The sequence below is a fragment of the Kribbella sp. WER1 genome, assembly GCF_054189145.1.
The window spans coordinates 2,007,094-2,030,627 of sequence record NZ_CM135186.1 but is presented as its reverse complement, the minus strand read 5'-3'; the positions used below and the strand labels follow the sequence as shown (position 1 = coordinate 2,030,627).

Below are 23,534 nucleotides of genomic sequence, written 5' to 3'. Positions count from 1 at the left end.
ATTTGATCACGGCCCCTTTCCGGCGGCCTGGACCGCTGCTCGCACGCCGGGCAGTCCGGCGGAGCACACGCCCGTCACGCTATGTTGTGTCAGGTACGTGAGGCCTCCAGAGGGGTGACGGGCTGTGTCGGACGTGGATGGCCGGGCGGGCGGTCGGCGAGGGTTCGCCGAGCTGCTGCTCGACTTGAGGGTCCAGTCCGGCCTTTCCCAGGAGGAGCTGGCCGACCGGGCCGGGCTGAGTGTGCGTTCGATCCGGGAGATGGAGGCCGGCCGGGTCGCGCGCCCGCGCAAGGACTCCGTCCGGTTGCTGGCGTCCGCTTTGGGCCTCCAGGACGTCGCCGAGTTCCTGCAGGCGGCGGGGCACGGGTCCGGGCGGCCCGTCGTCCGTCCTGCGGTGAATCCTCCGACCGTTTCGGTTGCCGACCCGGCGCCCACCGGGCTGCGGTGGCGCGGGACCCGGCCGATCCCGGACGGGCTGGTCGGGCGTGAGCAGGAGCTGTTCGAGCTCGAGGGCCTGCTTCGGCAGAACCGGCTCGTCACGCTCGTCGGGCCGGGCGGGGTCGGGAAGACCGAGCTCGCGCTGGCGGCCGCGGACCGGTTCTCCGGCGCGGACACCACCGTCGTGGTCGTGGATCTGACGACGGTGCAGCGCGATGCCGCCGTCACCTCGGCGATCCTCGACGCCTTCGGCACCGCCCCCGGTACGTCGGACCTCGACGACGTACTGTCCGGCCGCCGCCCGGGTGACCTGGTGATCGTCGAGGACAACGCCGAGCACGTGCTCGACGGCGTCGCGACCGTCGCGAACCGGATGGTCCGGAGCTTCCCGGGCGTCGGCGTACTCGTCACGTCCCGCATCCCGCTCGGCCTGCCGGACGAGGTGGTGCGGCGCGTCCAGGTGCTCGGCGTACCGGCGAACGACGAGAACTTCGAGGAGATCGCGGCGTCGCCGGCCGTCGAGATGTTCTGCCGGCGGGTCGCGCGGGTCCGCCCGGACTTCACGCTGACCCGGGAGAACGCCCCTACCGTGGCGCGGCTGTGCCGGCGGCTGGACGGCCTGCCGCTGGCGCTGGAGCTGGCGGCCGCGCGGGCCGGGTCGTTGTCGGTGGACACGATCCTGGCCGCGCTGGACGACCGCTTCCGGTTGCTGTCCGGGCCGCGGCGGTTCGGGGCGCCGCATCAGCGGACGTTGGCGGACACGATCGCGTGGAGCGTGGACGGGCTGTCGGACGCCGCGCGACAGCTGCTGTACCGGGCGTCGGTGCTCGGGTCGCCGTTCACACTGGAGGCGGTGGCCGGCGTGTGTACGGGCGCCCCGATTCACGAGATCGACGTACCGATGCTGCTGGCCGAGCTGGTGGAGAAGTCGCTGCTGCAGCCGGTGCCGGAGTTCGAGCGGCTGTACGGCGCGCGGTACAAGCTCCTGGAGACGATCCGGGAGCACGCGTACGCGGGGCTGTCGTCGCAGGGAGACGACCTCACCGAGTTCCGGAACCGGGCGGTCGAGTGGTGTACGACGTCCGTGGCCGGGCTGGAGGGCGCGTGGTCGTCGCCGGACCGCGACCGGCGGTACCGGGCGGCGCATGCGAACTCGGCGCTGTTCGAGGTGGCGCTGACACGGGCGGCCGAGCTGGGGGAGTGGGACACGGCGGCGCGGATCGTGCTCGGGTTCCGGATCGCCTGGCAGTACCAGGCGAGCGTGGCCGAGAGCGGGATCCGGTGGGCGACGCTGTGCGCGTCGAACGTGTCCGACAAGGAGACGAGCGGCCGGCTGCTCGCCATCGCCGGCCGGTTGTCCAGTCTGACCGGTGACATCCACGGAGCGCGTCGGCACTACGAGGAGGCCCGAAAGCTCATCCCGGGCGAGACCGAGATGGGTCTGGTCGCCCGTGGCGGCTGGGTGTCCTCGGGGTCGCACCTGCTCGATACACAGAGCCTGGCGGAGATCCCGGCGTTGGTGGACGACGCACGGAAGCATGGCGACATACAGCGCTCTACAACCGTGCAGGCGACCTGCGGGCTCGCGTTGCTGCGTTGGGGGCGGCTGGTGGAGGCCAAGGAGCTTTTGCTGGCATGGGAGGCCGCGCTGGTCAATCCGGGCGTGTACCCGGACGAGATCGGCTACATCGCCCTCAGCCGGGTCGACCTGGAGCTGGGGAACCTGGCGGGCGCACGGCACTGGGCTGAGCTCGCCCGCGACAGCCAGGCCCCGGACGACCCGGAACGCACCAAGGTCGCCAGCTGCCTCGCGATGGTCGAGTACCAGGACGGCCGGTACGACGAAGCGCGCGCCCTGCTCGACCAGGCCGACGCGGACATCCGCGGACACCGCGGGTACTTCGACTACCTGGTGATGCTGTACCGGTCCCGGCTGGCCCGTGCCGCCGGGGAGGTCGAGCAGGCCCGGCAGGCCGTCCTGGACGCCCTGAACCGGCTCCTGCTCGAAGGGCGGGTCGTGTACCTGCTCGAAGTACTGCCGGAGGCTGTGGCGGTCCTGCACGCGCTGGGGCGGTCCGAGGCGGGCGATGCCGTCTGCGGTCAGCTGCTGGCGTGGCAGCGCACCATGGACCCGCCGATGCTGCCGACGGCCTGGGCCGTATTGCAGGAGTCGTGTCACAGCGCGTCGGTCGCGGACGGGTGGCCGCAGCCCGACCCGGCGGCCGCCGTACGACGGCTGGCGAACGACGTACTCACCGCTCTTTCGTGACGCCGAAACGCTGAAGCTGCCGGGTAACTGCCGGTTGTTCTGCCTCGTCCTGACATGACTGCCGGACGAAGAATTACAGCCGTAGGACAGGTTCCAGGAAGCAGAGTCCGACCCCGGCGACGGCAGCGAAAGGCGGTGCACCATGAAGAGGCCATGGCACACCGCGCAACTGCCCGGACCGGCGAAGGCGACGCGGAGGGCCTCCGGGTGCTGGTCGGTGGGGGCGCCGACCGGCGGCCGAGAGCTCCGGAGTGCTGCGGACTGCGGGTCTGTCCTGCCTGTGCCGGGCGCGGTGCACCGTCAGGGCACTGCTTCCGGGGCGGGGTCCCAGCAACGGGTCCGGCACACGACACAGGGGACGAGTGTCAGGACCCGGCTGATGCGGGTGCCCGGCGGGCCAGGTCTCCCGCCGGCGTGTCGGCCGCTGGGACCTCCCGGGACCTCGGTGAGCTCGCGGTCAGGCCGGTTCGCACGGAACCGGATACGGGGAGTAGCTCGCCGAGGTTCCAACGACTTGGGCTGACAGCCAGGGGGAGTCAGCCGGGACGTGCCGGGCTGTTGACGCACAGGGGACGCCAGCGGCCCGGCCAAGTTCCCAGGCGAGGTGAAGGTCCCGGGAGGGGTGGCCTTCACCTCGCTTCCGCTTGTATGAACCCGACTACCCAGGTGGGTCGGAGGCGGCAGTACACGATGTCCTGGCCCCAGCTCGACGGCGAACTGCCGTAATGGCTGGTCAGGTGCTCCTCGATCTCCGCGAAGTCGGGGTGCTCGGCGGTCAGGAACTCGACCTGGCCGTGGCTGAACACGCCGATCCGCTCACCGTCGATGTACGCGACACTCGCAGTCGGCCGGGCTCGGAGATGGCGCGCCTTCGCCGCAGACCCGGACGTGGTGAACACCCATCGCGCGTGCAGGAAGTGCCCGTCGACCGCGCTGATCCGCGGCTCGCCCCGCGCCGTCACGGTCGCCAGGCTGAGCGTGCACATGCCGGTCAGCCGCCGTACCATCGCCTCGGCCGTGAGCCTGCGGGAGCCGCTGATGATCCCGCGCAGGTGCTCGGTCGAGCGCGGGTAGACGGCATCCATCAGCGCCTGCAGCTCGGCGATTTCCGCTGTGGTCTCCCTCATCTTGCCAAGCTTGGCACTGCTCCCGGACATTAACCGTCCGGTAACCTCGCTGCATGGCAGCCCGCGTGCAGGTCGTCACCGACTCCACGGCCGGTCTGTCCACGCACGAGCTGCTCCGGCACCCGCTGACCGTCGTACCGCTGCAGGTCGTGATCGGTGGCACCTCGTACGACGACGGCGCCACCTCCGCGGACGCGGTCGCCGAGGCGCTCAAGACGTTCACGCCCGTGTCGACCAGCCGGCCGGCACCGCAGACGTTCGCCGACACGTACGCCGCCTGCGCGGCCGACGGCGCCGAGGCGGTCGTCTCGATCCACCTCTCCGGCGACATGTCCGGCACCTTCGAGGCCGCGATGATCGGCGCCAAGGAGTCCCCGGTCCCGGTCCACGTCGTCGACTCCCGCTCGCTCGGCATGGGCCTCGGCTTCCCGGTCCTCGCCGCGGCCGCCGCGGCCGGCGCCGGAGAGGACGCCGCCACCGTCGAGGCTGCGGCACGGGCCCGGATGAAGACGATCTCGTCGTACTTCTACGTCGACACCCTCGAGTATCTCCGCCGCGGCGGCCGCATCGGCGCCGCCCAGGCGCTCTTCGGTACCGCGCTCGCCGTCAAACCCCTGCTCACCATCAACGGCGGCCGCATCGTCCCGCTGGAGAAGGTCCGCACCTCGAGCCGCGCCATCGCCCGCCTCGCCGACATCGCCGTCCAGCGCGCCGGCGAAACCCCCGTCCAACTTGCCGTCCACCACCTCGCCAACCTGGAAAAAGCCCAAACCCTCGCCGACAACCTCGCCACCCGCCTCCCCCAGGCCCACGAGATAGTCCTCCGCGAGGTAGGCGCCGTCATCGGCGCCCACGTAGGCCCCGGCCTCCTGGCCGTAGTCGTCAGCCCGCTCTGACCCGGCCTACGTGGAACAAGCGATGGTCACCGGCGACAGGTAATTGCAGGCCTCCCGCCACCACCGCCTGTCCCCAGAGCCCACAACCGCCTGCCGTCAGAGCCGACCACCGGCTGTTGCCGGAGCCGACGACCGGCTGTTGCCGGAGCCGACCACCGGCTGTTGCCGGAGCCCACCACCACGTGTCGCCGGAGCCGACCACCGCGTGTCGCGGCTGTTCTCCACAGCTTTCAGGTCGTAGCTCGAAGGCTGTCCCGGGCTCGTACCTTCTCTGGGCGTGAAGGTCTTCCGCCGTACCCCACCCCCAGCCCCGGACGCCCGCGCCCGAGCCCTCGCGCGCCTGTCCGTCCACCCACCCACGCCCGCAGACCCTCACACCCCCGACGTCCCACCCGAAGACCCCGAGGAGCGTGAAGAGGTGCGCGGAGGATGGATCCCCGACCAAGTACCCGACCGCCTACGCAACGCCCGCTGGACCCTCACCCCCCGCCACGTCCTGGTCCTCCTCACCATCCTCGCCCTAGGCCTCACCTGGGCCACCTGGGCCTTCCTCCACGCCCGCCCCACCCCCATCCCCGAGACCCACCCCACCACTCCAACCCCCGGCACCCCTGTCTCCCAACCAGGCACCACCCCCGGCGCCCCAGCCCAACCAAGCACCGCCCCAACCCAACCGGCCACCGCCCCAAACCAACCGGGATCCGGCTCAACACAGCCCGGCCCAACCCAACCCGGCACCGGCCCGACCCAGCCTGGCACCGGCCCGACCCAACCTGGAGCGGCCTCGACCCAGCCCATCCCCACCCAACCCGGCGCACCCGCCCAACTGATCGTCTACGTGGCCGGCAAAGTCCGCCGCCCCGGCCTGGTCCAAACCCCACCCGGCTCCCGAGTAGCCGACGTACTCACCCTCGCCGGCGGTCCCCTCCGCGGCGTAGACCTCACCACCCTCAACCTCGCCCGCCCAGTAACCGACGGCGAACAAATCAACGTAGGCCTACCAACCCAACCCCCACCCCCCAACCCAACAACAACCTCCACCTCCACAACCCAAACCCCCGCCAATCCCCAATCCGTCAACCTCAACACCGCCACCGTCGACCAGCTGGACACCCTCCCCGGCGTAGGCCCGGTCCTAGCCCAACGCATCCTCGACTACCGAACCGAGAACGGCCCCTTCACCACCATCGACCAACTCCAGGAGGTCCCCGGCGTAGGCCCCAAGAAATACGACTCCCTCAAACCCCATGTCACCCTCTGACCCGACCCCCACCACCCCAACACCCACCCCAACACCCACCCCAACACCAGCCTCACAAGCCGCCCCCAACCCCGAGTTGGACGCCCCGCCGGTGCCCGAGCCGGTGCCCGAGCCGGTGGACATGCGTTTGCTGCTGCCCGCAGGCGCCGGGTGGTTGGCGGCTGCTGTGTTGGTGGGGCAGCCGCCTGTGGTTGGTGCGGTCGTCGGCGCGGTGGCGCTGGTGTTCGCGGGCGTGCTCGCGCTGTGGTTGCTGCGCCGGCGGCGGTCGGCTGTTGGTGGTGACGCTGGACGGGGAGAGCGCGGCGCGCACGCGGGGTGTGCGGGACGACGGGCGTGTGCCGTGGGTGTCGAGCAAGAGGCGCGTGACGCGTATGTGGAGCAAGCGGCGTCTGCTGCGTGTGTGGAGCGTGGGGTGCGGGTCGGGTGGGGCGGGCGGTGGGTTGGGGGGTTGTGGGGTGGGGGTTTTGGTGGTGGTTGGGGGGTTGGCGGTGGGGGCCGGGCTGCACGTGGGGGAGTTGCGGGTGGGGCCGGTTTATGAGGCTGCGGGGCGGTCGGGGGTGGTGGGGGTGCGGGCCCGGGTTGATGGGGATCCGGTGGTGAAGCAGGCAGCTGGGTCGCGGCGGCCGCCGTATGTGGTGGTGCGGGTGACTGTGGAGGAGGTGAGCACGCGGGCGGGTGGGCAAGCGGGTGGGTGGGTTCGGGTTCGGACGCCGGTTTTGTTGATTGGGGCGGTTGGGTGGAAGGACGTTCGGTACGGGCAGGTTGTGGAGGCGAATGGGCGGTTGGAGCGGGCGGACAGCGGGGGTGAGGTGGCGGCGATGTTGTCGACGCGGTCGCCGCCTCGGGTGGTGGGGGAGCCGGCGTGGTGGTTGCGGGCGGCGGAGCGGGTGCGGGCGGGGCTTCGGAGTGCGGTGGAGCGCGAGCCGGAGGATGTGCGTGGACTCGTGCCGGCGTTGGTGGTGGGTGATGTCTCGGGTGTCTCGGACGAGTTGAATGCGGACTTCCGGACGACCGGTCTCACGCATCTGTCGGCCGTCTCCGGGACGAACCTGACGCTGCTGCTCGCGTTCCTGCTTCCGTTGGCGCGGCTGGTCGGCGTACGCGCGCGTGGGCTGACGGTTGTCGGGCTGCTGACGGTTGTCGTGTTCGTGGTACTCGCGCGGCCGCAGCCGAGTGTGCTTCGGGCGGCGGCGATGGGATTGATCGCGTTGGCTGCGATGACAAGTGGAGGAGGAGCACGTCGTGCGGTGCGCAGCCTGTCGGTTGCGGTGATCGTGCTGTTGTTGCTCGACACGTCGCTCGCGCGGTCGGCCGGGTTCGCGTTGTCGGTGCTTGCGACGGCGGGGATCGTGCTGCTCGGGCCGGGGTGGCGTGATGCGTTGGCGCGGTGGCTTCCCGGGTGGCTGGCTGATGCGATCTCGTGTCCGCTCGCGGCGCAGATCGCGTGTACGCCGATCGTCGCGTGGCTGTCGGGGCAGGTGTCGCTGGTCGCGGTGCTGACGAATCTGTTGGCCGGTCCAATGGTCGGCCCGACGACGATTCTCGGGTTCGTCGCGGCGGGTGTTGCCTTGGTGAGTACTACGGTGGCGCGGATCGTCGGGTGGGCCGCGGGCTGGCCGGCGCGGTGGATCATTCTCGTTGCGCGGAAGGGCGCTGACCTCCCGGGTGCCGAGAGCGCCTGGCCTGCAACGGTGTTCGGTGTCGCCGTACTGACGCTGCTCTGCCTGGCCCTCGTGGCCGGTCTGCACCGGATCCTCGCCCGGCCGATCGCGATGATCCTCGCGACGGTGCTACCCGCGGTCGTCGTACTGCGGCCGATCGGGACACTCGGGTGGCCGCGGGACTGGCTGTTCGTCGTCTGCGATGTCGGGCAGGGCGACGGGCTGGTACTGCGGGCCGGTGACGGTACGGCGGTGGTCGTCGACACCGGGCCGGATCCGGCGGCGATGGACCGCTGCCTCAAGGATCTCGGCGTACGGCATGTCCCGGTCGTGGTGCTCAGCCACTTCCACGCCGATCACGTCGGCGGCCTGGCCGGGGTGCTGAACGGACGCAAGGTGGACGAGATCGAGGTGACACCGTACTTCTCGCCGCGGGCCGAGTACGACCGAGTCAGGCAGCTCGCGAGCCAGTACGGCGTCAGCGTCCGCACGGTCGCGTTGCACGAGCGGCGGGTGGTCGGGCAGGTGAGCTGGACGACGGTGTGGCCGGCGAAGGTCCCGGCACTGCCGCCGGCGGGTACGTCGTCGGCGACGTCAACCGACGAGGGTTCTCCGGAGAACAACGCGAGCATCGCGATGCTGGCCGAGGCCGGCGGTCTGCGGATCCTGCTCACCGGGGACCTCGAGCCGGAGGCGCAACGCGCGGTGCTGGCGAGCGGGGCGGATCTGAGAGCGGATGTGCTGAAGGTTCCGCATCACGGTTCGGCGCGCCAGGATCCGGCGTTCATCGCCGCGGTGAATGCCCGGCTGGCAGTGATCTCAGCGGGCCGCGACAACGACTACGGCCACCCCGCGCCGCGGACGCTGGACCTGCTGTCCCACAACACCACGAGGACGGTGACCACCAACGTGAGCGGCACCCTCATCGTCACCAACCCGGGCAACCACCTGTCCCTCGCCACCCGATCACGCGCGGAAGGAGACCGATGAGGCCGGAAGCGTGTTCACAACTTCATCGCCCAGGGACCAGGCGGCTACCCGGGAGGCGACGTGCGCGGGCACCATCGCCGAGACCCCAGGCACGGCCGGGATGTCGTAGGTCGCGTGCGCGTCGTGAGGGAGGACGACCTGGTAGCCGCGGTCGAGCGCGGTCTCCGCCGTGGCCCGGACGCACATCTCGGACATCACGCCGCAGACGGCGAGCGAACGGACACCGGCTGACACGAGCACCTCGCCCAGACAAGTGCCGTCGAAGCCGTCGTCGCGCGGCTTGCGGATCACGTGTTCGCGCGGACCCTCGACGACCGGCAAGAACAGCTCCCACCCAGGAGTTCCGGGCTCGTCGTCGGCGCCGGGCGGGCCGTCGTTCTGGAGATGGACGACGACCGCGCCGGCGGCCCGCGCACGGTCGAGGAGATCGCGCACGCGGTCCAGGAGTCCGGCGGCGCCCGGTACCGCGTCGTCGCCGGAGACGAAGGCGGTCTGCATGTCCACGACGATCAGGCCATCGCAGGGACCGGGCGCACCGGTAGCGGAGGTCATGGGCTTCATCCTGGCCGGTTCGGTCCGGATGCGCATCCGGATTGTCCGCGCGGCGTGGGATGCTGGGGCCTGTGGCTGCTCGTAAAGGTTCTGCGCCGAAGCTCGGCGATGTCCTGCTGGTGACCGGAGCCGAGTCGTTCCTGGCGGATCGGGCGGTGCGGTCGGCGATCGCGGCCGTGTCCAAGAACAGTTCCGACGTCGAGGTGACCGACCTCGACGCGTCGACGCTGGACGTCGGGGTGTTCGCCGAGCTGACCGGCCCGTCGCTGTTCGCGACCGAGCGCGTGCTGGTCCTGCGGGCGCTCGAGAACCTGCCGAGCGAGATGGCCGCGCACCTGATCGAGTACGCCGGGGCGCCCGCCGACGACGTACTCGTGGTGCTCGTGCACTCGGGCGGCCAGAAGGGCAAGGGCGTCCTCGACAAGTTGCGAAAGGCATCGGTCAACGAGGTCGTCGCGACGGCGCCGAAGGCGTGGGAGCTGCCGCAGTTCGTGGCCGGAGAGATCCGGCTGCTCGGCGGGACCGTCGACGAGGGCGCGGCGTCGGCGCTGGTCGACGCGGTCGGGCACGATCTGCGGGCGCTGGCCGGGGCCTGTTCGCAGCTGGTGTCCGACTCGGGGGGCCAGGCCGTGACGGCCGAGCTGATCGGGCAGTACTTCGGTGGTCGTGCCGAGGTGACGAGCTTCGCCGTCGCGGACGCGGCGATCGCCGGGCGGACCGAGCCGGCGCTGGAGCAGCTGCGCTGGGCGCTGGACTGCGGGGTCGCGCCGGTGCTGGTGACGAGTGCGATGGCCGGCGGGTTGCGTGGGCTGGCGAAGTACGCGAGCGCGTCGGGCGGGATGCGGGACGCGGATCTGGCGCGCGAGGTCGGCGTACCGCCGTGGAAGCTGAAGCAGCTCAAGCAGCAGGCGCGGGGGTGGACACCGGGTGGGCTGGCGGCCGCGATCAAGGCCGTCGCGCAGGCCGACGCCGACGTGAAGGGCGCCTCCGGAGACGCCGGCTACGCGCTCGAGCGGATGGTCCTCACCGTCACCCGGTCGCACGGCCGCCGCTAGCCCTGGACGGCCTCGTTTCCGGACACGCAAAAACGATCGGCCGGTCGCGTGGACCGGGCCGATCGTTCGGGGTCGCGTCAGTGGCGCGACCGAGGCGTCAGAGCGACGCGGCCTTCTTGAAGATGGCCGACTTGCGGTTGGCAGCCTGGTTGGCGTGGATCACGCCCTTGCTGACGGCCTTGTCGAGCAGCCGACCGGCCTTGCGGGCGGTGTCGTTGGCCTTCTCGGCCTCGCCGGCCTCGACGGCCTCGTGGAAGCGCCGGACAGCCGTCTTGAGGGTCGACTTCACGGACTTGTTGCGAAGTCGCGCAGCCTCGTTCTGGCGGTTGCGCTTGATCTGGGACTTGATGTTCGCCACGGAGCAGAGCCTCGATCAGGTGTGTGCGGTCAATACGGTAGGTGTTGCGGCGCACGACTGAACAACCACCCGTGGGCGCGCGAAGAGCCAGATTACCAACAAGCCACCCCCACATCCAAACTCAGCCTGCTTCGGCCGCCGACTTCAAGCGCGTCAGCGTGATGTGGATACCGTCGACGTTGCGCGGCGTGCGGTCGCCGAAGACCGGCCGGAACAGCGTCTTCAGGATGCTCGGGCGGTGGTCGGTCCAGGACTCGGTGACAGAACAGCCGTCGGAGGTGCCGGCGAACACGTAGTCCCAGCGCGAGATCGGCACCGGCCCGAAGCTGATGTCAAAGGCGAAGCGCCGGCCCGGCTCGGCCGCGATCACCTTCCCGAACGTGAACCAGCGAACCAACCCGACCCGGTTGTGCCCGACGAACCGCGCCCCCACGGACGGTCCGGCGCCGCGCCACACCACCCGGGTGCACTCCGGGCTCCAGTCGCCCATCCGCGGTAGATCGCTGACCAATCGATACAGTGTGTCAGCGGACGACTGCACTGTGATGGACTCGGTCAGATCGGGCATCGGGTTTTCCCTTGCTCTGGGCAGTCGCGGGCTCTGCTGAGCGTGACACCTCCGACGGCTGACGGCATACTCAGGGCCCCGCGAGCCCTAGGGTGCGTCTCCCGATCCCACGCCTACTGCGGGGCACTCGGCACGGCATCTCGCCGCACGGGTGCAAAGGCCACGATGCTCCGCATCGAGACCTTCGCCCCCGCACGGCGAGCTACCGCACCGAGCACCTCCTCGCTACGGCGTCGGATCGGAAGACGCACCCTGAGCTCCGCCATCGCGCCGCCAAGCCCTGGAGGAACTCCGTGACCCGCAAGCGACCGGCGATTCTCGCTGCCACCGCACTGATCGCCGCCTGTGCCGGCGTTCCCGTGCTGGTGAGCGCAGCGAACGCCAGCCAGCCGACCCCGACCGCGGCCGATCCGGACGTCAAACGTTCCGAGACCGGTTCGTACATCGTCCAGCTCGACGACTCACCCGTCGCGGAGTACGACGGCGACATCGCCGGCCTCGCCGCCACGAAGGTGCTGCCCGGCGCGAAGCTGCTGAAGACCGCGGCGCCCGTCCTCGACTACGTCAAGCACCTCGCGAACGAGCGCGCCGACGTACTCAAGGCCGTCCCGCAGGTGAAGAAGCTGTACGACTACAACTACACGTACGCCGGTTTCTCCGCCGAGATGTCGTACGACGACGCCGTGAAGCTGGCGAAGTCGTCCGGTGTGAAGAGCGTCGAGCCGAGCGAGATCGAGCACGCCGACACCGTCGACACCCCGCGCTTCCTCGGCCTGTCCGGGAAGGGCGGCGCCTGGCAGCAGGCGGGTGGGACCGACAAGGCCGGCGACGGCGTGATCATCGGCATGATCGACTCCGGGTACGTCCCGGAGCGCCCGAGCTTCGCGCCGATGAAGACGACCAAGCAGTCCGACGCGCTGGTCGCGAAGAAGTGGAAGGGCACCTGCCAGGCCGGCGAGGAGGCACCCGTCACCTGCAACAACAAGGTGATCGGCGCACGGTACTTCGACAAGGGCATCGGCAACCGCCCGATCGCCGACGAGTTCAAGTCGCCGCGCGACTACGGCGGCCACGGCACGCACACCGCGAGTACGGCGGCCGGCAACTACGGCGTCGACATGACCGTGATGGGCCGTGACTACGGCAAGGGCTCCGGCATGGCGCCGCACGCCCGGCTGGCGATCTACAAGGCGCTGTGGGCGGTCGACGCGACCGGCGGCGGCAGCGGTACCGACGCCGACATCGTGGCCGCGATCGACGCCGCGGTGTCCGACGGCGTGGACGTGATCAACTACTCGATCTCCGGCAGCGGGTCGACGTACGTGAACGCGACCGGGCTGGCGTTCCTGCGGGCCGCGAAGGCGGGCGTGTTCGTCGCGACCAGCGCCGGGAACACCGGTCCGGGCGACGCGACCGTCGGCAAGACGTACCCCTGGGTCACGACTGTTGCCAACGGCACCCACGACCGCGACATCCAGACGACGGTGACGCTCGGGAACGGCAAGTCGTACACCGGCGCGGGCATCGGTTCCGGTACGCCGGAGGCGCCCGTGGTGCTGGCCAAGGACGCCGGGCTGGCCGGTGCCGATCCGGCGAACCTGACGCTCTGCCAGGCCGGCACGCTCGACCCGGCCAAGGTGAAGGGCAAGATCGTGGTCTGCGACCGCGGTGTGAACGCCCGCGCCGACAAGAGCCTGCAGGTGAAGAACGCCGGCGGCATCGGCATGATCCTGCTGAACATCACCCCGGGCACGCTGGACGCCGACCTGCACGCGGTCCCGACCGTCCACCTGGACGACACCAAGACCGCCGAGGTCAAGGCGTACGTCAGCGGTACGGCGAATCCGACCGCGACGATCGGTGCCGGTACGCCGGTCCGCGTCAACGCCCCGATGGTGGCGAGCTCCTCGAGCCGCGGCCCGTCTCCGGCCGGCAACGGCGACCTGCTGAAGCCGGACATCATGGCGCCGGGCACGAACGTGCTGGCGGCGACGACCGCGTTCAGCGCGGCCGGCGGCGAGTACGCGTTCATGAGCGGTACGTCGATGGCCACGCCGCACATCGCCGGTATCGCGGCGGTCCTGAAGAGCGCGCACCCGGCCTGGTCCCCGATGGCGATCAAGTCCGCGATGATGACGACCGCGACCGACCAGGACACCAGCGGCAAGCCGATCAAGAACGACTCCGGCTCGGCGGCGAACCCGTTCGGGTACGGCGCGGGCGAGGTACAGCCGAGGTACGGCATGGACCCGGGCCTGGTCTACGACTCGACGTACACCGACTGGACGAAGTTCGTCTGTGGTTCCGGGCAGGTGCCGAACACGCACGAGCTGTGCGGAGGAGGCAAGATCGATCTGAGCGACCTCAACTACCCGACGATCGCGATCGGCGACCTGGCCGGCAAGCAGACCGTGACCCGGACGGTCACGAACGTCGGCAAGATCCCCGAGGTGTACTTCCCGAAGGTCGAGGGCGCGAAGGGCCTGAAGGTGACGGTGTCGCCGAAGCTCTTGGTCACGTTCCCGGGCCGCAGCACGACGTACACGGTCACCATCGAGAACAACGGCGCCCCGCTCGAGCAGTACTCGTTCGGGAAGCTCGTGTGGAAGTCGGCGAAGCACTCGGTCGCCAGCACGCTCGCGATCAAGCCGCTGACCGTGAAGGCGCCCGTCCAGGTCAAGGGCACGGGTACGGCGGGCTCCGTCAACGTCCCGGTCACCGCTGGGTACGCCGGGACGCTCAACACGACGGCCCTCGGGCTGAACCCGGCCACGGTCGGCGAGGCAACGCTGAAGAACCCGGGTGGCGTGTCGTTCCCGACGACCGCGCCGAAGGCCAACGACCACGTCGCGAAGTTCACGGCGGACGTCCCGGCCGGTACGACGTACGCCCGGTTCTCCACGTTCGACGCGGACTACCCGGCGGGGACCGACCTGGACGTGTTCGTCTACAAGGCCGGTACGACGACCCTGCTCGGCAGCAGCACCGGTGGCTCCGCTGAGGAAGAGGTGAACCTGTCGCAGCCCGCGGGCGGCCCGGTGGACGTGTACGTCGACCTGTACGCCGGGGCGAACGAGCAGCAGGTGAAGCTCAACCATTGGGAGATCCAGAAGGGCACCGGCAACCTGACCGTCACCCCTGCGACCCAGCAGGTGCAGGTAGCCGCTGCGGCGAGCGTTACGGCCAACTGGACCGGCCTGACCGCCGGCACCAGGTACCTCGGCCAGCTGCACTTCTCCGACGGCGCAGACGGCTCCGGCAGCACCGTGGTCCGCGTAGACAGTTAAAAGAGCAGTAAGGGCGGCCCGGCCACACGGCCGGGCCGCCCTTTCACCGCTCGTACAGCGTTACGCCGCCCTTTGCACTCAACACGGCCGCACACTCACCACTTCGGACGTCACAGCGATAGACCGTGTCCGTGACCGGCCGACGGTTGTTGCCAGCCGGGCGAGTCACCACCAGCACCTGGCTCACGTTCTCGAACACCGGCGTCGGGAACGACGTCACCACGACCTTGGCCGGCAGTTGCAGCTTCGTCTGCTTACCGGACTCGACGTCGATAGCCAGCTTCACGTCGCTGCTCACCAGCGTCCGCCCGTCCTGTGACAGCACCGGGTACGTCGCGGCGGCAGCGACATCGCAGTACTCGCGGGTGACGTCGAGCTTCCCGTCGCGCAGTACCCCCGCTTCCAGGCACCGGTTGTTGCCCTGTCGCGTCGTCACCGCGACGACGTCGGTCGCACCGGCAGCCATCAGCCCGCCGTCGTAGTGCGCCAACGGCACCCGGTTGGCCTTGTCGGACTTCGGCCGCCAGGTGTAGAGCTCGTAGGTGACGGGCTGGTTCGGGCCGCCGAACTGGTCGACGCGGATCCAGATCCCGCTCTGGTTCCAGACCAGGTTGGCAGGCTGACCCGGCAGCAAAGGGCTGTGCGACAGCTCTTTGCCGGACTTGATGTCGAGGACCGCGATCCTGGCCTTGTCGTCGAGATGCTGGATGACGGCGGCCTGCCGGTGGTCCGGCGAGAGGACCCCCAGCTCAATCTGTGTCGGCCCGAACGTCCGGACCGTGCCGTCGGCGGTCAGGACGGCTGCCTGCGCACCCTTGCCCATTTTCGTGCCGAACCAGCCACCGTCGACGCGGCCGGCGAAGCTGCCGACGCCGGCGGGGACCTTGAGCGTCTGACCGCCGTCGTGCAGCGTCGCCTTCAAATCGGTCCAGGTGTCGCCGGCCATGACGACGTACGGGACGTCCGGCGCCGCATGGGACACCGGGCCCGGGGGCGGACCGGCCGGGATCGGGACCGAGGTGCCGGGCGAAACGCGGGTCAGGAAGGTCACCGTGAGGACCAGGATCACGCCGATCGCCGCCGCGCTGGCGAGGACCGGCCAGTGCCGGCGGCGTACTGGTGGTTCGAAGCCGGGGCCTTGGGCGGAGTCGGGGACGGTCGCGGCCTCGGAGTGCAGGTAGTCGCGCAGGCGGGTCTCGGTGTCGGTCATCGCAGTTCCTTCAGGCGTTCGGTCAGGGCGGCGATACCGCGCGAGGAGGTGGCGCGGGCGGAGGATTCGCTGATCCCGAGGGTCTGGGCGATCTCCGCGAACGGCAGATCGAGGTAATACCGGAGCACGAGGACCTCGCGGGTACGTCGTGGCAGCGCCTGGAGCGCCTGCTGGACCTGTGAGCGTTCCTCGCCCAATACCGCGTCGCTCTCGGCGGAGGCGTTCGGCGCCTGGTGCGGCGGGATGTACAGCCGCGCCACCTTGCGCCGGCGCAGTACCGACCTGCTGCGGTTCACCACCGCCGTCCGCAGGTAGGCCAGGGCGGCATCGGACCCCCGCAGCGGCCAGTGCCGGTACATCTCGGCAAAAGCCTCCTGTACGACGTCCTCTGCCGCCTGCCGGTCGTCCACCATCAGCACCGCCAGCCGGAGCAGCCCGACCCAGTGCTGCTGGTAGAGCGCCGAAACGGCCCCGTGTGCGTCCACACGAGCCGGGCGGCTGATGCTCACCATTGGATTCGTCACACCGCTACAGACGCGCGTGGCTCAAGAACGCTGCATCCGGTCCCGTACCCAGTTCAGATGAACCAGGGCACTCTCGCGCTGCCATGTGCGCATCGTAGGGATCCCCGGTGGCGCAGGCTGCGCAGAACCCCACCACAGGCCGCCCGCGATGGCTGCAATGAACCCCGTGATCGCCTCGTCGTCCGGGAGCTCTGGGAGAGTGACCGAGCCGCGCATCTCCGCCTGCAGGATCGCCGTGTCCGTCCAGCGCGGCGCCAGGCCCGGGTGCGCCCAGTCGATGAAAACCACCCGGTCGTCGGTCAGGATGATGTTGTCGGCCCGCAGGTCGTAGTGCGCCAACGCCTTGCCCTCGGCCAGCGCCCGTCGCCCCGTCCGGGCCAGCTCCGCGAACTCCTCCGGATCAACCCACGACGGTACGGCCGTACCGTCCGCCAGCACCTTCTCCCACCGGCTCAGGAAGTCATGGCTCCGTACGGCGACCACGGGAGCGTCCGGCCACGGCGACGGGTCCAGTACGTCGGTCAGCTCCGCCAGCGCGTCCAGGACCCGGTCCGCGTCGTGCTGTTCCCACGGATGCGCCGGCAGTCGTCCGTCGATGTCCTCGAAGAGCATCCCGACCCAGTCGCCGTCGTCGTACGCCTCGTAGAGCTCGGGCGCCATCGGGAGCCGGCCGATCGCCTGCATCGCGGTGATCTCCAGCCGGAACAGCTCCGGCGTCTTCGGGTTCAGCGACGTCCCGACGGCCTTCACGAACGCCCGGCGGCCGGAGGCCGTGACCAGGCGGGCCGCCGTGCCGGGGGAGAAGCCGCCCTGCTGAGTGCTCGCCGAGACCACGACCGAGCCGAGCGTGCGCTCGACCCACGCGCGGACCCTCGAAGGGAGATCGGAATAGGGCAACCGGACCCCAGCAGCATGCGCCATACGTCACCACGCTAGCGGGCCGCCGCCAGCGATTTTCGAATCCGCTGGACCGTCATGGGATGATTGGGCGGATAACACCCGAGACCAGAACTGGACCCCCTCCGTGCCCGTTGGCCCCACGAAAGTGCCGCAGCCGGGTCGTACCGACCCGTCGCTGATCCGGAACTTCTGCATCATCGCCCACATCGACCACGGCAAGTCGACGCTGGCCGACCGGATGCTGCAGATCACCGGAGTGGTCGACGACCGCTCGATGCGGGCGCAGTACCTCGACCGGATGGACATCGAGCGCGAGCGCGGCATCACGATCAAGTCGCAGGCGGTCCGGCTGCCGTTCACGCCCGGCCCGGACACCCCGGGCGGCCTGCTCGCCCCGGACGGTACGACGTACATCCTGAACATGATCGACACTCCCGGTCACGTCGACTTCACCTACGAGGTGTCCCGGTCGCTGGAGGCGTGCGAGGGTGCCGTCCTGCTGGTCGACGCCGCGCAGGGGATCGAGGCGCAGACGCTCGCGAACCTGTACCTCGCGCTGAACGCGGACCTGCACATCATCCCGGTGCTGAACAAGATCGATCTGCCGAGCGCGCAGCCGGAGAAGTACTCCGAGGAGCTCGCGAACATCATCGGCTGCAGCCCGTCCGACGTGCTCAAGGTGTCGGCGAAGACCGGCGAGGGCGTCGAGGACCTGCTGAGCGAGATCGTCGCGCAGATCGAGCCGCCGAAGGGTGTCAAGGACGCGCCGCCGCGGGCACTGATCTTCGACTCGGTCTACGACACGTACCGCGGCGTGGTCACCTACGTCCGGGTGGTCGACGGCGAGCTGACGCACCGGGACCGGATCAAGATGATGTCCACCGGCGCGGTGCACGAGATGCTCGAGGTCGGGGTGATCTCTCCGGAGCCGAGCAAGACGCAGAGTATCGGCGTGGGTGAGGTCGGTTACCTGATCACCGGCGTGAAGGACGTCCGCCAGTCCCGCGTCGGTGACACCGTCACGTCGAACGTGAACGGCGCCACCGAGGCGCTCGGCGGCTACAAGCACCCGCAGCCGATGGTGTACGCCGGTCTGTACCCGATCGACGGCGACGACTACCCGACGCTCCGCGACGCGCTGGACAAGCTGCAGCTGAACGACGCCGCCCTGCAGTACGAGCCGGAGACCTCGGGTGCGCTCGGGTTCGGGTTCCGCTGCGGGTTCCTCGGGCTGCTGCACATGGAGATCGTCCGCGAGCGGCTCGAGCGCGAGTTCAACCTGGACCTGATCTCGACCGCGCCGAACGTGGTCTACCGGGTGGCGATGGAGGACGGGTCCGAGCACGTCGTCACGAACCCGAGCGAGTTCCCCGAGGGCAAGATCGACGAGGTCTACGAGCCGGTCGTGAAGGCGACGATCCTGAGCCCGAGCGACTACATCGGCGCGATCATGGAGCTGTGCCAGCAGAAGCGCGGCGCGCTGAACGGTATGGACTACCTGTCCGAGGACCGGGTCGAGCTGCGCTACACGCTGCCGCTGGCCGAGATCGTGTTCGACTTCTTCGACCAGCTGAAGTCGAAGACCAAGGGCTACGCGTCGCTGGACTACGAGCCGACCGGCGAGCAGGCCGCGCAGCTGGTGAAGGTCGACATCCTGCTGCACGGCGAGACCGTGGACGCGTTCTCCGCGATCGTGCACCGCGACAGCGCCTACGGGTACGGCGTGGCGCTGGCCGGCAAGCTCAAGGAGCTGATCCCGCGGCAGCAGTTCGAGGTGCCGATCCAGGCCGCGATCGGGTCCCGGGTGATCGCCCGGGAGACGATCCGCGCGATCCGCAAGGACGTCCTCGCGAAGTGCTACGGCGGTGACATCACCCGGAAGCGCAAGCTGCTCGAGAAGCAGAAGGAAGGCAAGAAGCGGATGAAGATGGTGGGCCGCGTCGAGGTCCCGCAGGAGGCCTTCATCGCTGCCCTCCGGACGTCCGACGCCCCGGAGAAGGCGGGCAAGAAGTAGGTGCCGCTCGAGATCCCGGCCGGTCTGCTGGTCGTCGCCTCGCGCGGGCCGGACTGGGCCGACTGGCTGGACCGGCTGCCGCGGCTGGTCCGGGAGTTGCTCGACGAGTGGGGCCTGACGGTCGACGGTACGGCGGCGTACGGCAACTGTGCGCTCGTCGTGCCGGTGCTTGCCGAGGGCAAGAGCGCCGTCCTGAAGGTGCAGTTCCCGCACTGGGAGGCGGAGACCGAGCATCTCGCGCTGCGTGACTGGGCCGGTAACGGCACCGTCCAGCTGCTGCGCGCGGACCCGCGGCGGTTCGCGCTGCTGCTGGAGCGGCTGCATCCCCGCGACCTGACCACGGTCGACGCCCTGGACGCCTGCGAGATCGTTGGCCAGACCTACAAGCGGCTGCATGTACCGGCCGGCCCGCAGTACCGGACGCTGTCCGGCGAGCTGGCGCGCTGGGTCGAGCGGTTCAAGCAGCTCCCGGCGTCCGCGCCGGTGCCGCACCGGTACGTCGAGCAGGCGATCTCGCTGGCGTCGGACTTCGTCGCGGACCCGGCCACCGACGGGCGGCTGATCCACACCGACCTGCACTACGAGAACATGCTCGCCGCCGACCGCGAACCGTGGCTGGTGATCGACCCGAAGCCACTGTCCGGCGACCCGCACTTCGAGGTCGCGCCGCTGGTCTGGAACCGCTGGGACGAGGTCGCTGCCGCACACGACCTGCGGTTCGCGATCCGGCAGCGGTTCTGGACGACGGTCGACGCGGCCGGGTTCGACGAGGACCGTGCCCGCGACTGGGTGATCGTCCGGCAGATGCTGAACGTCCTGTGGACGCTGGAGTCCACCAGCGCCGACGAGTCGCTCCCGCAGGACTGGCTGACCCGGAACATCGCGATCGTCAAAGCGATCCAGTCCTAGTACGCCGCCGCAGTACGAAGGCCACCGCCAGCAGCCCGAGCAACGCGACCGCCCCGACGGCCAGCCCCATCCGCGCCCCGACGGGCCGGTACGAACACGAGACCTCGGACGCGCCGGCTGGTGCCGCGACCGCGATCAGGCCCCCGCGAGTGCCCGGATTGCGGCTCGCCTTGCCGTCCACGGAGCAACGCCAGCCGTCGATCCGGACCACCGCGATCACGACCGCCGCGGCCTCGCCGGGCTGCAGCCGGACGTGAACGCTGTGCCCGCCGACGCTCACCGCGGACGCCTGGTGGGCGCCGAGCTGGGTGACGGCGGCGTCGAGCCGGTCCCGGTGCAGGCAGCCGATCGGCGACGACGGCAGCTTCGTCCGCGCCGCGAGCCGGAGCGTCACGGCGACCTTGCCGTCGGCGCCGGCCGTCCCGACCCGGCGCATCGGCGCACCGGAGTAGATACCCGGGCTCTTCGCGGTCCCCGCCAGGTTCGTCACCCAGCCGCGGCCGTCGACCAGGACGTCGCCGACGTACGTCGGTGCCGCGAACCAGACCTCCGAACCCGGCGTACACGTCGCGTGCAGCCGCGTCTCGATCGGCCGCGTGGCACCGGGCGTCGGCGTGATCGTCAGCCCGCCGCGCCGATCCGAGACCGTCGCATCCGGATCCTTCTCGCCGAGCACCTTCGGGATCGTGTAGACGTCGGCGCCCAGCGCGGTCTCCTGAGCCCCGAACGGCCCCGGATCGCCCGAGATGAACGGCTTCGCCGGCCTCACCGTCACCAGCGGCGGGGCGTCGTACGTCTCGAGCTTCGGTACGTCGTCGACCACGACCCGGTGGTGGATCGCGAACGCGGCGTCGACGACCGGGTTCTGCGGATCGATCGTGGCCCGCCCGTACGAGCTGTACCCGAACCCCAAGTCGAGCAGCTGCTGCGACACCCGATCGGGGATCGTGCTCGAGTAGTACTGCGGCCCCTGCCCGCCGATCAGCATCGGATCGTTGACGGTCCGGTCCGCACCCGGCGCCGTCCGGTACGTCGGCCAGTCCGCCGCCGACTCCACCAGCCCCCGGATCGCCGTGTGCTGCTCGCCCCACGGCGCCTTCGCGGACAGGATCTTGCCCCGCTGCGCGTCGATCGCCGCCGACGAGACCGACACCTCGGCGATCACCGCGCCGACCAGGAGCGCGCCGGCGACCCGTCGCAGCCGGTCCGGCCGGCGGCTCGTCAGCCAGGCGCCGGCCGCGACCACGATCAGCAGCGGTACGACGATCCGCGTGGTCGTGGTCGTGCTCCGGACGTTCCACATCACCAGGTACAGGACGAGTACGACGCCGACCGGCGCGGCGACCGCGAGCACCGTCCGGAGGCCCGCGGCCGCCGACAGCCAGCCGACGATCACCAGCAGACCGGCGACGATGAACGCCTGCCGGTACTGGCTGCCGTTCGGGGTGTCGAACCCGTGCCAGACGTCGTGCGTGAAATCGATCTGCATGCTGAGCACGGTCAGCGCGACCGCCGCCGTCCACACGATCCGCTCCCGGCCGGGAACCGCCCGGTTGAAGGGAAAACTGACCGCGAGCAGTAACAGCACCGTGCCGACCGCGAGCCCGGGGGAGGCCCCGACGCCCTCGCTCCCGGGCAGCAACCGGGCCAGGAAGTCGACCATACCGATCGGCCGGAACGCGACGTCCGGGCTCGGCCGCGCGGCCTGCACGATCCGGAACGTCGGCAGCAGCAACGGCGCCGCCAGTCCGATCCCGATGCCGACGGCAACGATGCAGCGGACTCCGCCGGTCAGCCGGCTGCGCCACGACACGCTCGCGTCGTACGCCAGGATCCTTGCCACCACGACGATCGCGGCGCCGATCGTTGCCATGTACACCGTGTAGAAGTGCGACGTCCACAACAGCGCGACCACGAACGGCGTGACCACCAGCGAGGCGATCGTCCGCCGGCTGAGGATCCACTCGCAGAGCAGGCAGATGACCGGGAACGCGACCAGCCCGTTCAGCCAGACGCTCATGTACGCCGCGTCGTCGATCGCCCAGCCGCACGCGCCGTACGAGATGCCCGCGACCACCGCGATCCACGCCGGGCCCGGCCGCAGCCGGCGCAGGTACGCCGTCATCGCCCCGGCCGCGAGCGCGATCGCGAGGACGTCGACCAGGAACAGCGCGAGGTCGATGTGGTCCCGTGGGAACAGCAGCACCGTCCACGACAGCGTCGAGCCGACGTACGCCATGAAGTCGCCCAGGAACGGTACGCCGAAGCCGCCCGACCAGTTGAACAATAGATCCCCGACGCCCTGGCCTGTGAGCACGTCGCGATAGTGCGCGTACATCGGGACGAACTGCTGGCCGAGGTCGTTGGTGCTCCGCGGGCCGTCCCCGAACGGATACGTGCCGCGGATGATGCCGCTGATCACGAACGTCAGCCCGGTCGCGACAGCGGCCACCAGCACCGGCCACTGCCGCCGGACCCGGGCGGCGAAACCGCGCCTCATCCGACCGTCCGGAACTCGTCGGCCCCGGACTCCAGCAACTGCGTCGGCGCCGGATGTTTGAGGTAGCTCAGCCGCGCCGCCTCCTGCCGGCTCCGGCCGAGCGCGTCGAGCAGGTAGCCGAGAACCGCGAGCAGGATCGCGACCAGCCCGATCGTCGACGCCAGGATCGCCGTCGGGAACCGTGGCACCAGCCCGGTGTCGAGGTACTCCAGCACGACCGGCAGCCCGAGGACCAGTGCGAGCAGCCCGCAGACCGCGGCGAGCACGCCGTGGAACAGCGTCGGCCGCTCGAGTCGCGCCAGGTGCAGGATCCAGCGCAGGATCCGGATGCCGTCGCGGTACGTGCGGAGCTTGCTCTCGCCGCCCTCCGGCCGCTCCTTGTACCCGACCTCGACCTCGGCGACCGGGACCCGCAGGTGCAGCGAGTGGATGGTCAGCTCGGTCTCGATCTCGAACTCCTGCGCCAGCGCCGGGAACGACTTCACGTACCGCCGCGAGAACGCGCGGTACCCACTCAGCATGTCGGTGATGTCGCGCCCGAACAGCGAGCCGACGGCGCCGGTCAGCATCCGGTTCCCGAGCGTGTGACCCGGCCGGTACGCCGCCACGTTCGAGTGCCGGCGGACGCCGACGACGTGGTCGTACGGCCCGGTCAGCAGCACCTCGACCAGCTCGGCGGCGCGGGCCGCGTCGTAGGTGTCGTCGCCGTCGATCAGCACGTACACGTCGGCCTCGACGTCGGCGAAGGCCCGGCGTACCACGTTGCCCTTGCCCTTGCGCGTCACCCGGCGCACGATCGCGCCGGCCTCCGCGGCGATCGCCCCGGTGCCGTCGGTCGAGTTGTTGTCGTACACGTAGATCCGCGCCGTGGGCAACGACTCGCGGAGCTCGGTGACCACCTTCCGGACGGCCGCAGCCTCGTTGTAGCACGGCACGATCACCGCGATCTCGACGTCCCCCACAGCTCCTGTCCCCTCCATCGAACTCCCCCGAGGTACATACCAGAGATGCTCCG

Annotated in this window: 17 protein-coding genes; 8 read left to right on the top strand and 9 right to left on the bottom strand. The window is 70.2% G+C overall.

Annotated elements, in window-relative coordinates; genetic code table 11:
• Positions 1–124 precede the first annotated feature (124 nt).
• A complete protein-coding gene (locus ACXJJ3_RS09835; RefSeq protein ID WP_458169659.1) occupies positions 125–2,707 on the top strand; it encodes an ATP-binding protein in 2,583 nt (860 codons plus the stop codon).
• A gap of 629 nt (positions 2,708–3,336) precedes the next feature.
• Here ACXJJ3_RS09835 and ACXJJ3_RS09830 read toward each other — a convergent pair.
• The gene (locus tag ACXJJ3_RS09830; RefSeq protein ID WP_458169658.1) at positions 3,337–3,834 is read right to left on the bottom strand and encodes a pyridoxamine 5'-phosphate oxidase family protein; all 498 of its coding nucleotides are present in this window, start codon (positions 3,832–3,834) and stop codon (positions 3,337–3,339) included.
• 53 nt (positions 3,835–3,887) lie between these two features.
• Here ACXJJ3_RS09830 and ACXJJ3_RS09825 point away from each other — a divergent pair, with 53 nt between their 5' ends.
• The 3 genes from ACXJJ3_RS09825 to ACXJJ3_RS09815 all read left to right on the top strand — a co-directional run bounded on the left by ACXJJ3_RS09825 (position 3,888) and on the right by ACXJJ3_RS09815 (position 8,642).
• Complete coding sequence (locus tag ACXJJ3_RS09825) at positions 3,888–4,730, top strand: DegV family protein (RefSeq protein WP_458169657.1); 843 nt, start codon at positions 3,888–3,890, stop codon at positions 4,728–4,730.
• Between the two features lie 838 nt (positions 4,731–5,568).
• Positions 5,569–5,991, top strand: coding sequence for a helix-hairpin-helix domain-containing protein (locus ACXJJ3_RS09820; RefSeq protein WP_458169656.1), 423 nt, complete (start codon positions 5,569–5,571; stop codon positions 5,989–5,991).
• Positions 5,992–6,809: 818 nt separating this feature from the next.
• Entirely contained in the window at positions 6,810–8,642 is a 1,833-nt protein-coding gene (locus tag ACXJJ3_RS09815) for a ComEC/Rec2 family competence protein (protein WP_458169655.1), read from the top strand.
• Here ACXJJ3_RS09815 and ACXJJ3_RS09810 read toward each other — a convergent pair.
• Positions 8,619–9,194, bottom strand: a complete 576-nt coding sequence (locus ACXJJ3_RS09810) for an isochorismatase family protein (RefSeq protein WP_458169654.1) — start codon at positions 9,192–9,194, stop codon at positions 8,619–8,621. The two genes, ACXJJ3_RS09815 and ACXJJ3_RS09810, sit on opposite strands and share 24 nt — an antisense overlap.
• A gap of 71 nt (positions 9,195–9,265) precedes the next feature.
• Between ACXJJ3_RS09810 and holA the strand changes: the two genes are divergently transcribed.
• Positions 9,266–10,249, top strand: coding sequence for a DNA polymerase III subunit delta (gene holA / locus ACXJJ3_RS09805; RefSeq protein WP_458169653.1), 984 nt, complete (start codon positions 9,266–9,268; stop codon positions 10,247–10,249).
• 97 nt (positions 10,250–10,346) lie between these two features.
• Here the strand turns inward: holA and rpsT are convergent, their stop codons facing one another.
• Both rpsT and ACXJJ3_RS09795 read right to left on the bottom strand, forming a co-directional pair.
• Positions 10,347–10,607, bottom strand: a complete 261-nt coding sequence (gene rpsT, locus ACXJJ3_RS09800; protein WP_131290686.1) for a 30S ribosomal protein S20 — start codon at positions 10,605–10,607, stop codon at positions 10,347–10,349.
• A 121-nt stretch (positions 10,608–10,728) separates the two neighbouring features.
• Positions 10,729–11,175, bottom strand: coding sequence for an SRPBCC family protein (locus tag ACXJJ3_RS09795; protein ID WP_458169652.1), 447 nt, complete (start codon positions 11,173–11,175; stop codon positions 10,729–10,731).
• 293 nt (positions 11,176–11,468) lie between these two features.
• Here ACXJJ3_RS09795 and ACXJJ3_RS09790 point away from each other — a divergent pair, with 293 nt between their 5' ends.
• Positions 11,469–14,462 carry a S8 family serine peptidase gene (locus tag ACXJJ3_RS09790; protein WP_458169651.1) on the top strand — a complete coding sequence of 998 codons (2,994 nt, stop codon included), beginning with the start codon at positions 11,469–11,471 and terminating at the stop codon, positions 14,460–14,462.
• 43 nt (positions 14,463–14,505) lie between these two features.
• Here ACXJJ3_RS09790 and ACXJJ3_RS09785 read toward each other — a convergent pair whose 3' ends face one another.
• From ACXJJ3_RS09785 to ACXJJ3_RS09775, 3 genes are read right to left on the bottom strand one after another with little or no spacing between them, the layout of a single operon-like run.
• Complete coding sequence (locus tag ACXJJ3_RS09785) at positions 14,506–15,672, bottom strand: hypothetical protein (protein WP_458169650.1); 1,167 nt, start codon at positions 15,670–15,672, stop codon at positions 14,506–14,508.
• Positions 15,669–16,184, bottom strand: a complete 516-nt coding sequence (locus ACXJJ3_RS09780; protein WP_458171875.1) for a SigE family RNA polymerase sigma factor — start codon at positions 16,182–16,184, stop codon at positions 15,669–15,671. Before ACXJJ3_RS09780 ends, ACXJJ3_RS09785 begins: the two co-directional genes overlap by 4 nt.
• Before the next feature lie 33 nt (positions 16,185–16,217).
• Positions 16,218–17,117: a hypothetical protein gene (locus ACXJJ3_RS09775; RefSeq protein WP_458169649.1), complete on the bottom strand. Its 900-nt coding sequence runs from the start codon at positions 17,115–17,117 to the stop codon at positions 16,218–16,220.
• Positions 17,118–17,220: 103 nt separating this feature from the next.
• On the opposite strand from ACXJJ3_RS09775, the gene lepA reads away from it, so the two are divergent.
• Together lepA and ACXJJ3_RS09765 are read left to right on the top strand one after the other, a co-directional pair.
• Entirely contained in the window at positions 17,221–19,110 is a 1,890-nt protein-coding gene (gene lepA, locus ACXJJ3_RS09770) for a translation elongation factor 4 (RefSeq protein ID WP_458169648.1), read from the top strand.
• A complete protein-coding gene (locus ACXJJ3_RS09765) occupies positions 19,111–20,019 on the top strand; it encodes an aminoglycoside phosphotransferase family protein (RefSeq protein WP_458169647.1) in 909 nt (302 codons plus the stop codon). It abuts the gene before it with no gap.
• On the opposite strand, the gene ACXJJ3_RS09760 is transcribed toward ACXJJ3_RS09765, so the two are convergent.
• Positions 20,000–22,519, bottom strand: coding sequence for a YfhO family protein (locus tag ACXJJ3_RS09760; RefSeq protein ID WP_458169646.1), 2,520 nt, complete (start codon positions 22,517–22,519; stop codon positions 20,000–20,002). The genes ACXJJ3_RS09765 and ACXJJ3_RS09760 overlap by 20 nt on opposite strands.
• Positions 22,516–23,499, bottom strand: a complete 984-nt coding sequence (locus ACXJJ3_RS09755; RefSeq protein WP_458169645.1) for a glycosyltransferase — start codon at positions 23,497–23,499, stop codon at positions 22,516–22,518. The genes ACXJJ3_RS09760 and ACXJJ3_RS09755 overlap by 4 nt, the downstream gene beginning before the upstream one ends.
• Positions 23,500–23,534: the final 35 nt, after the last annotated feature.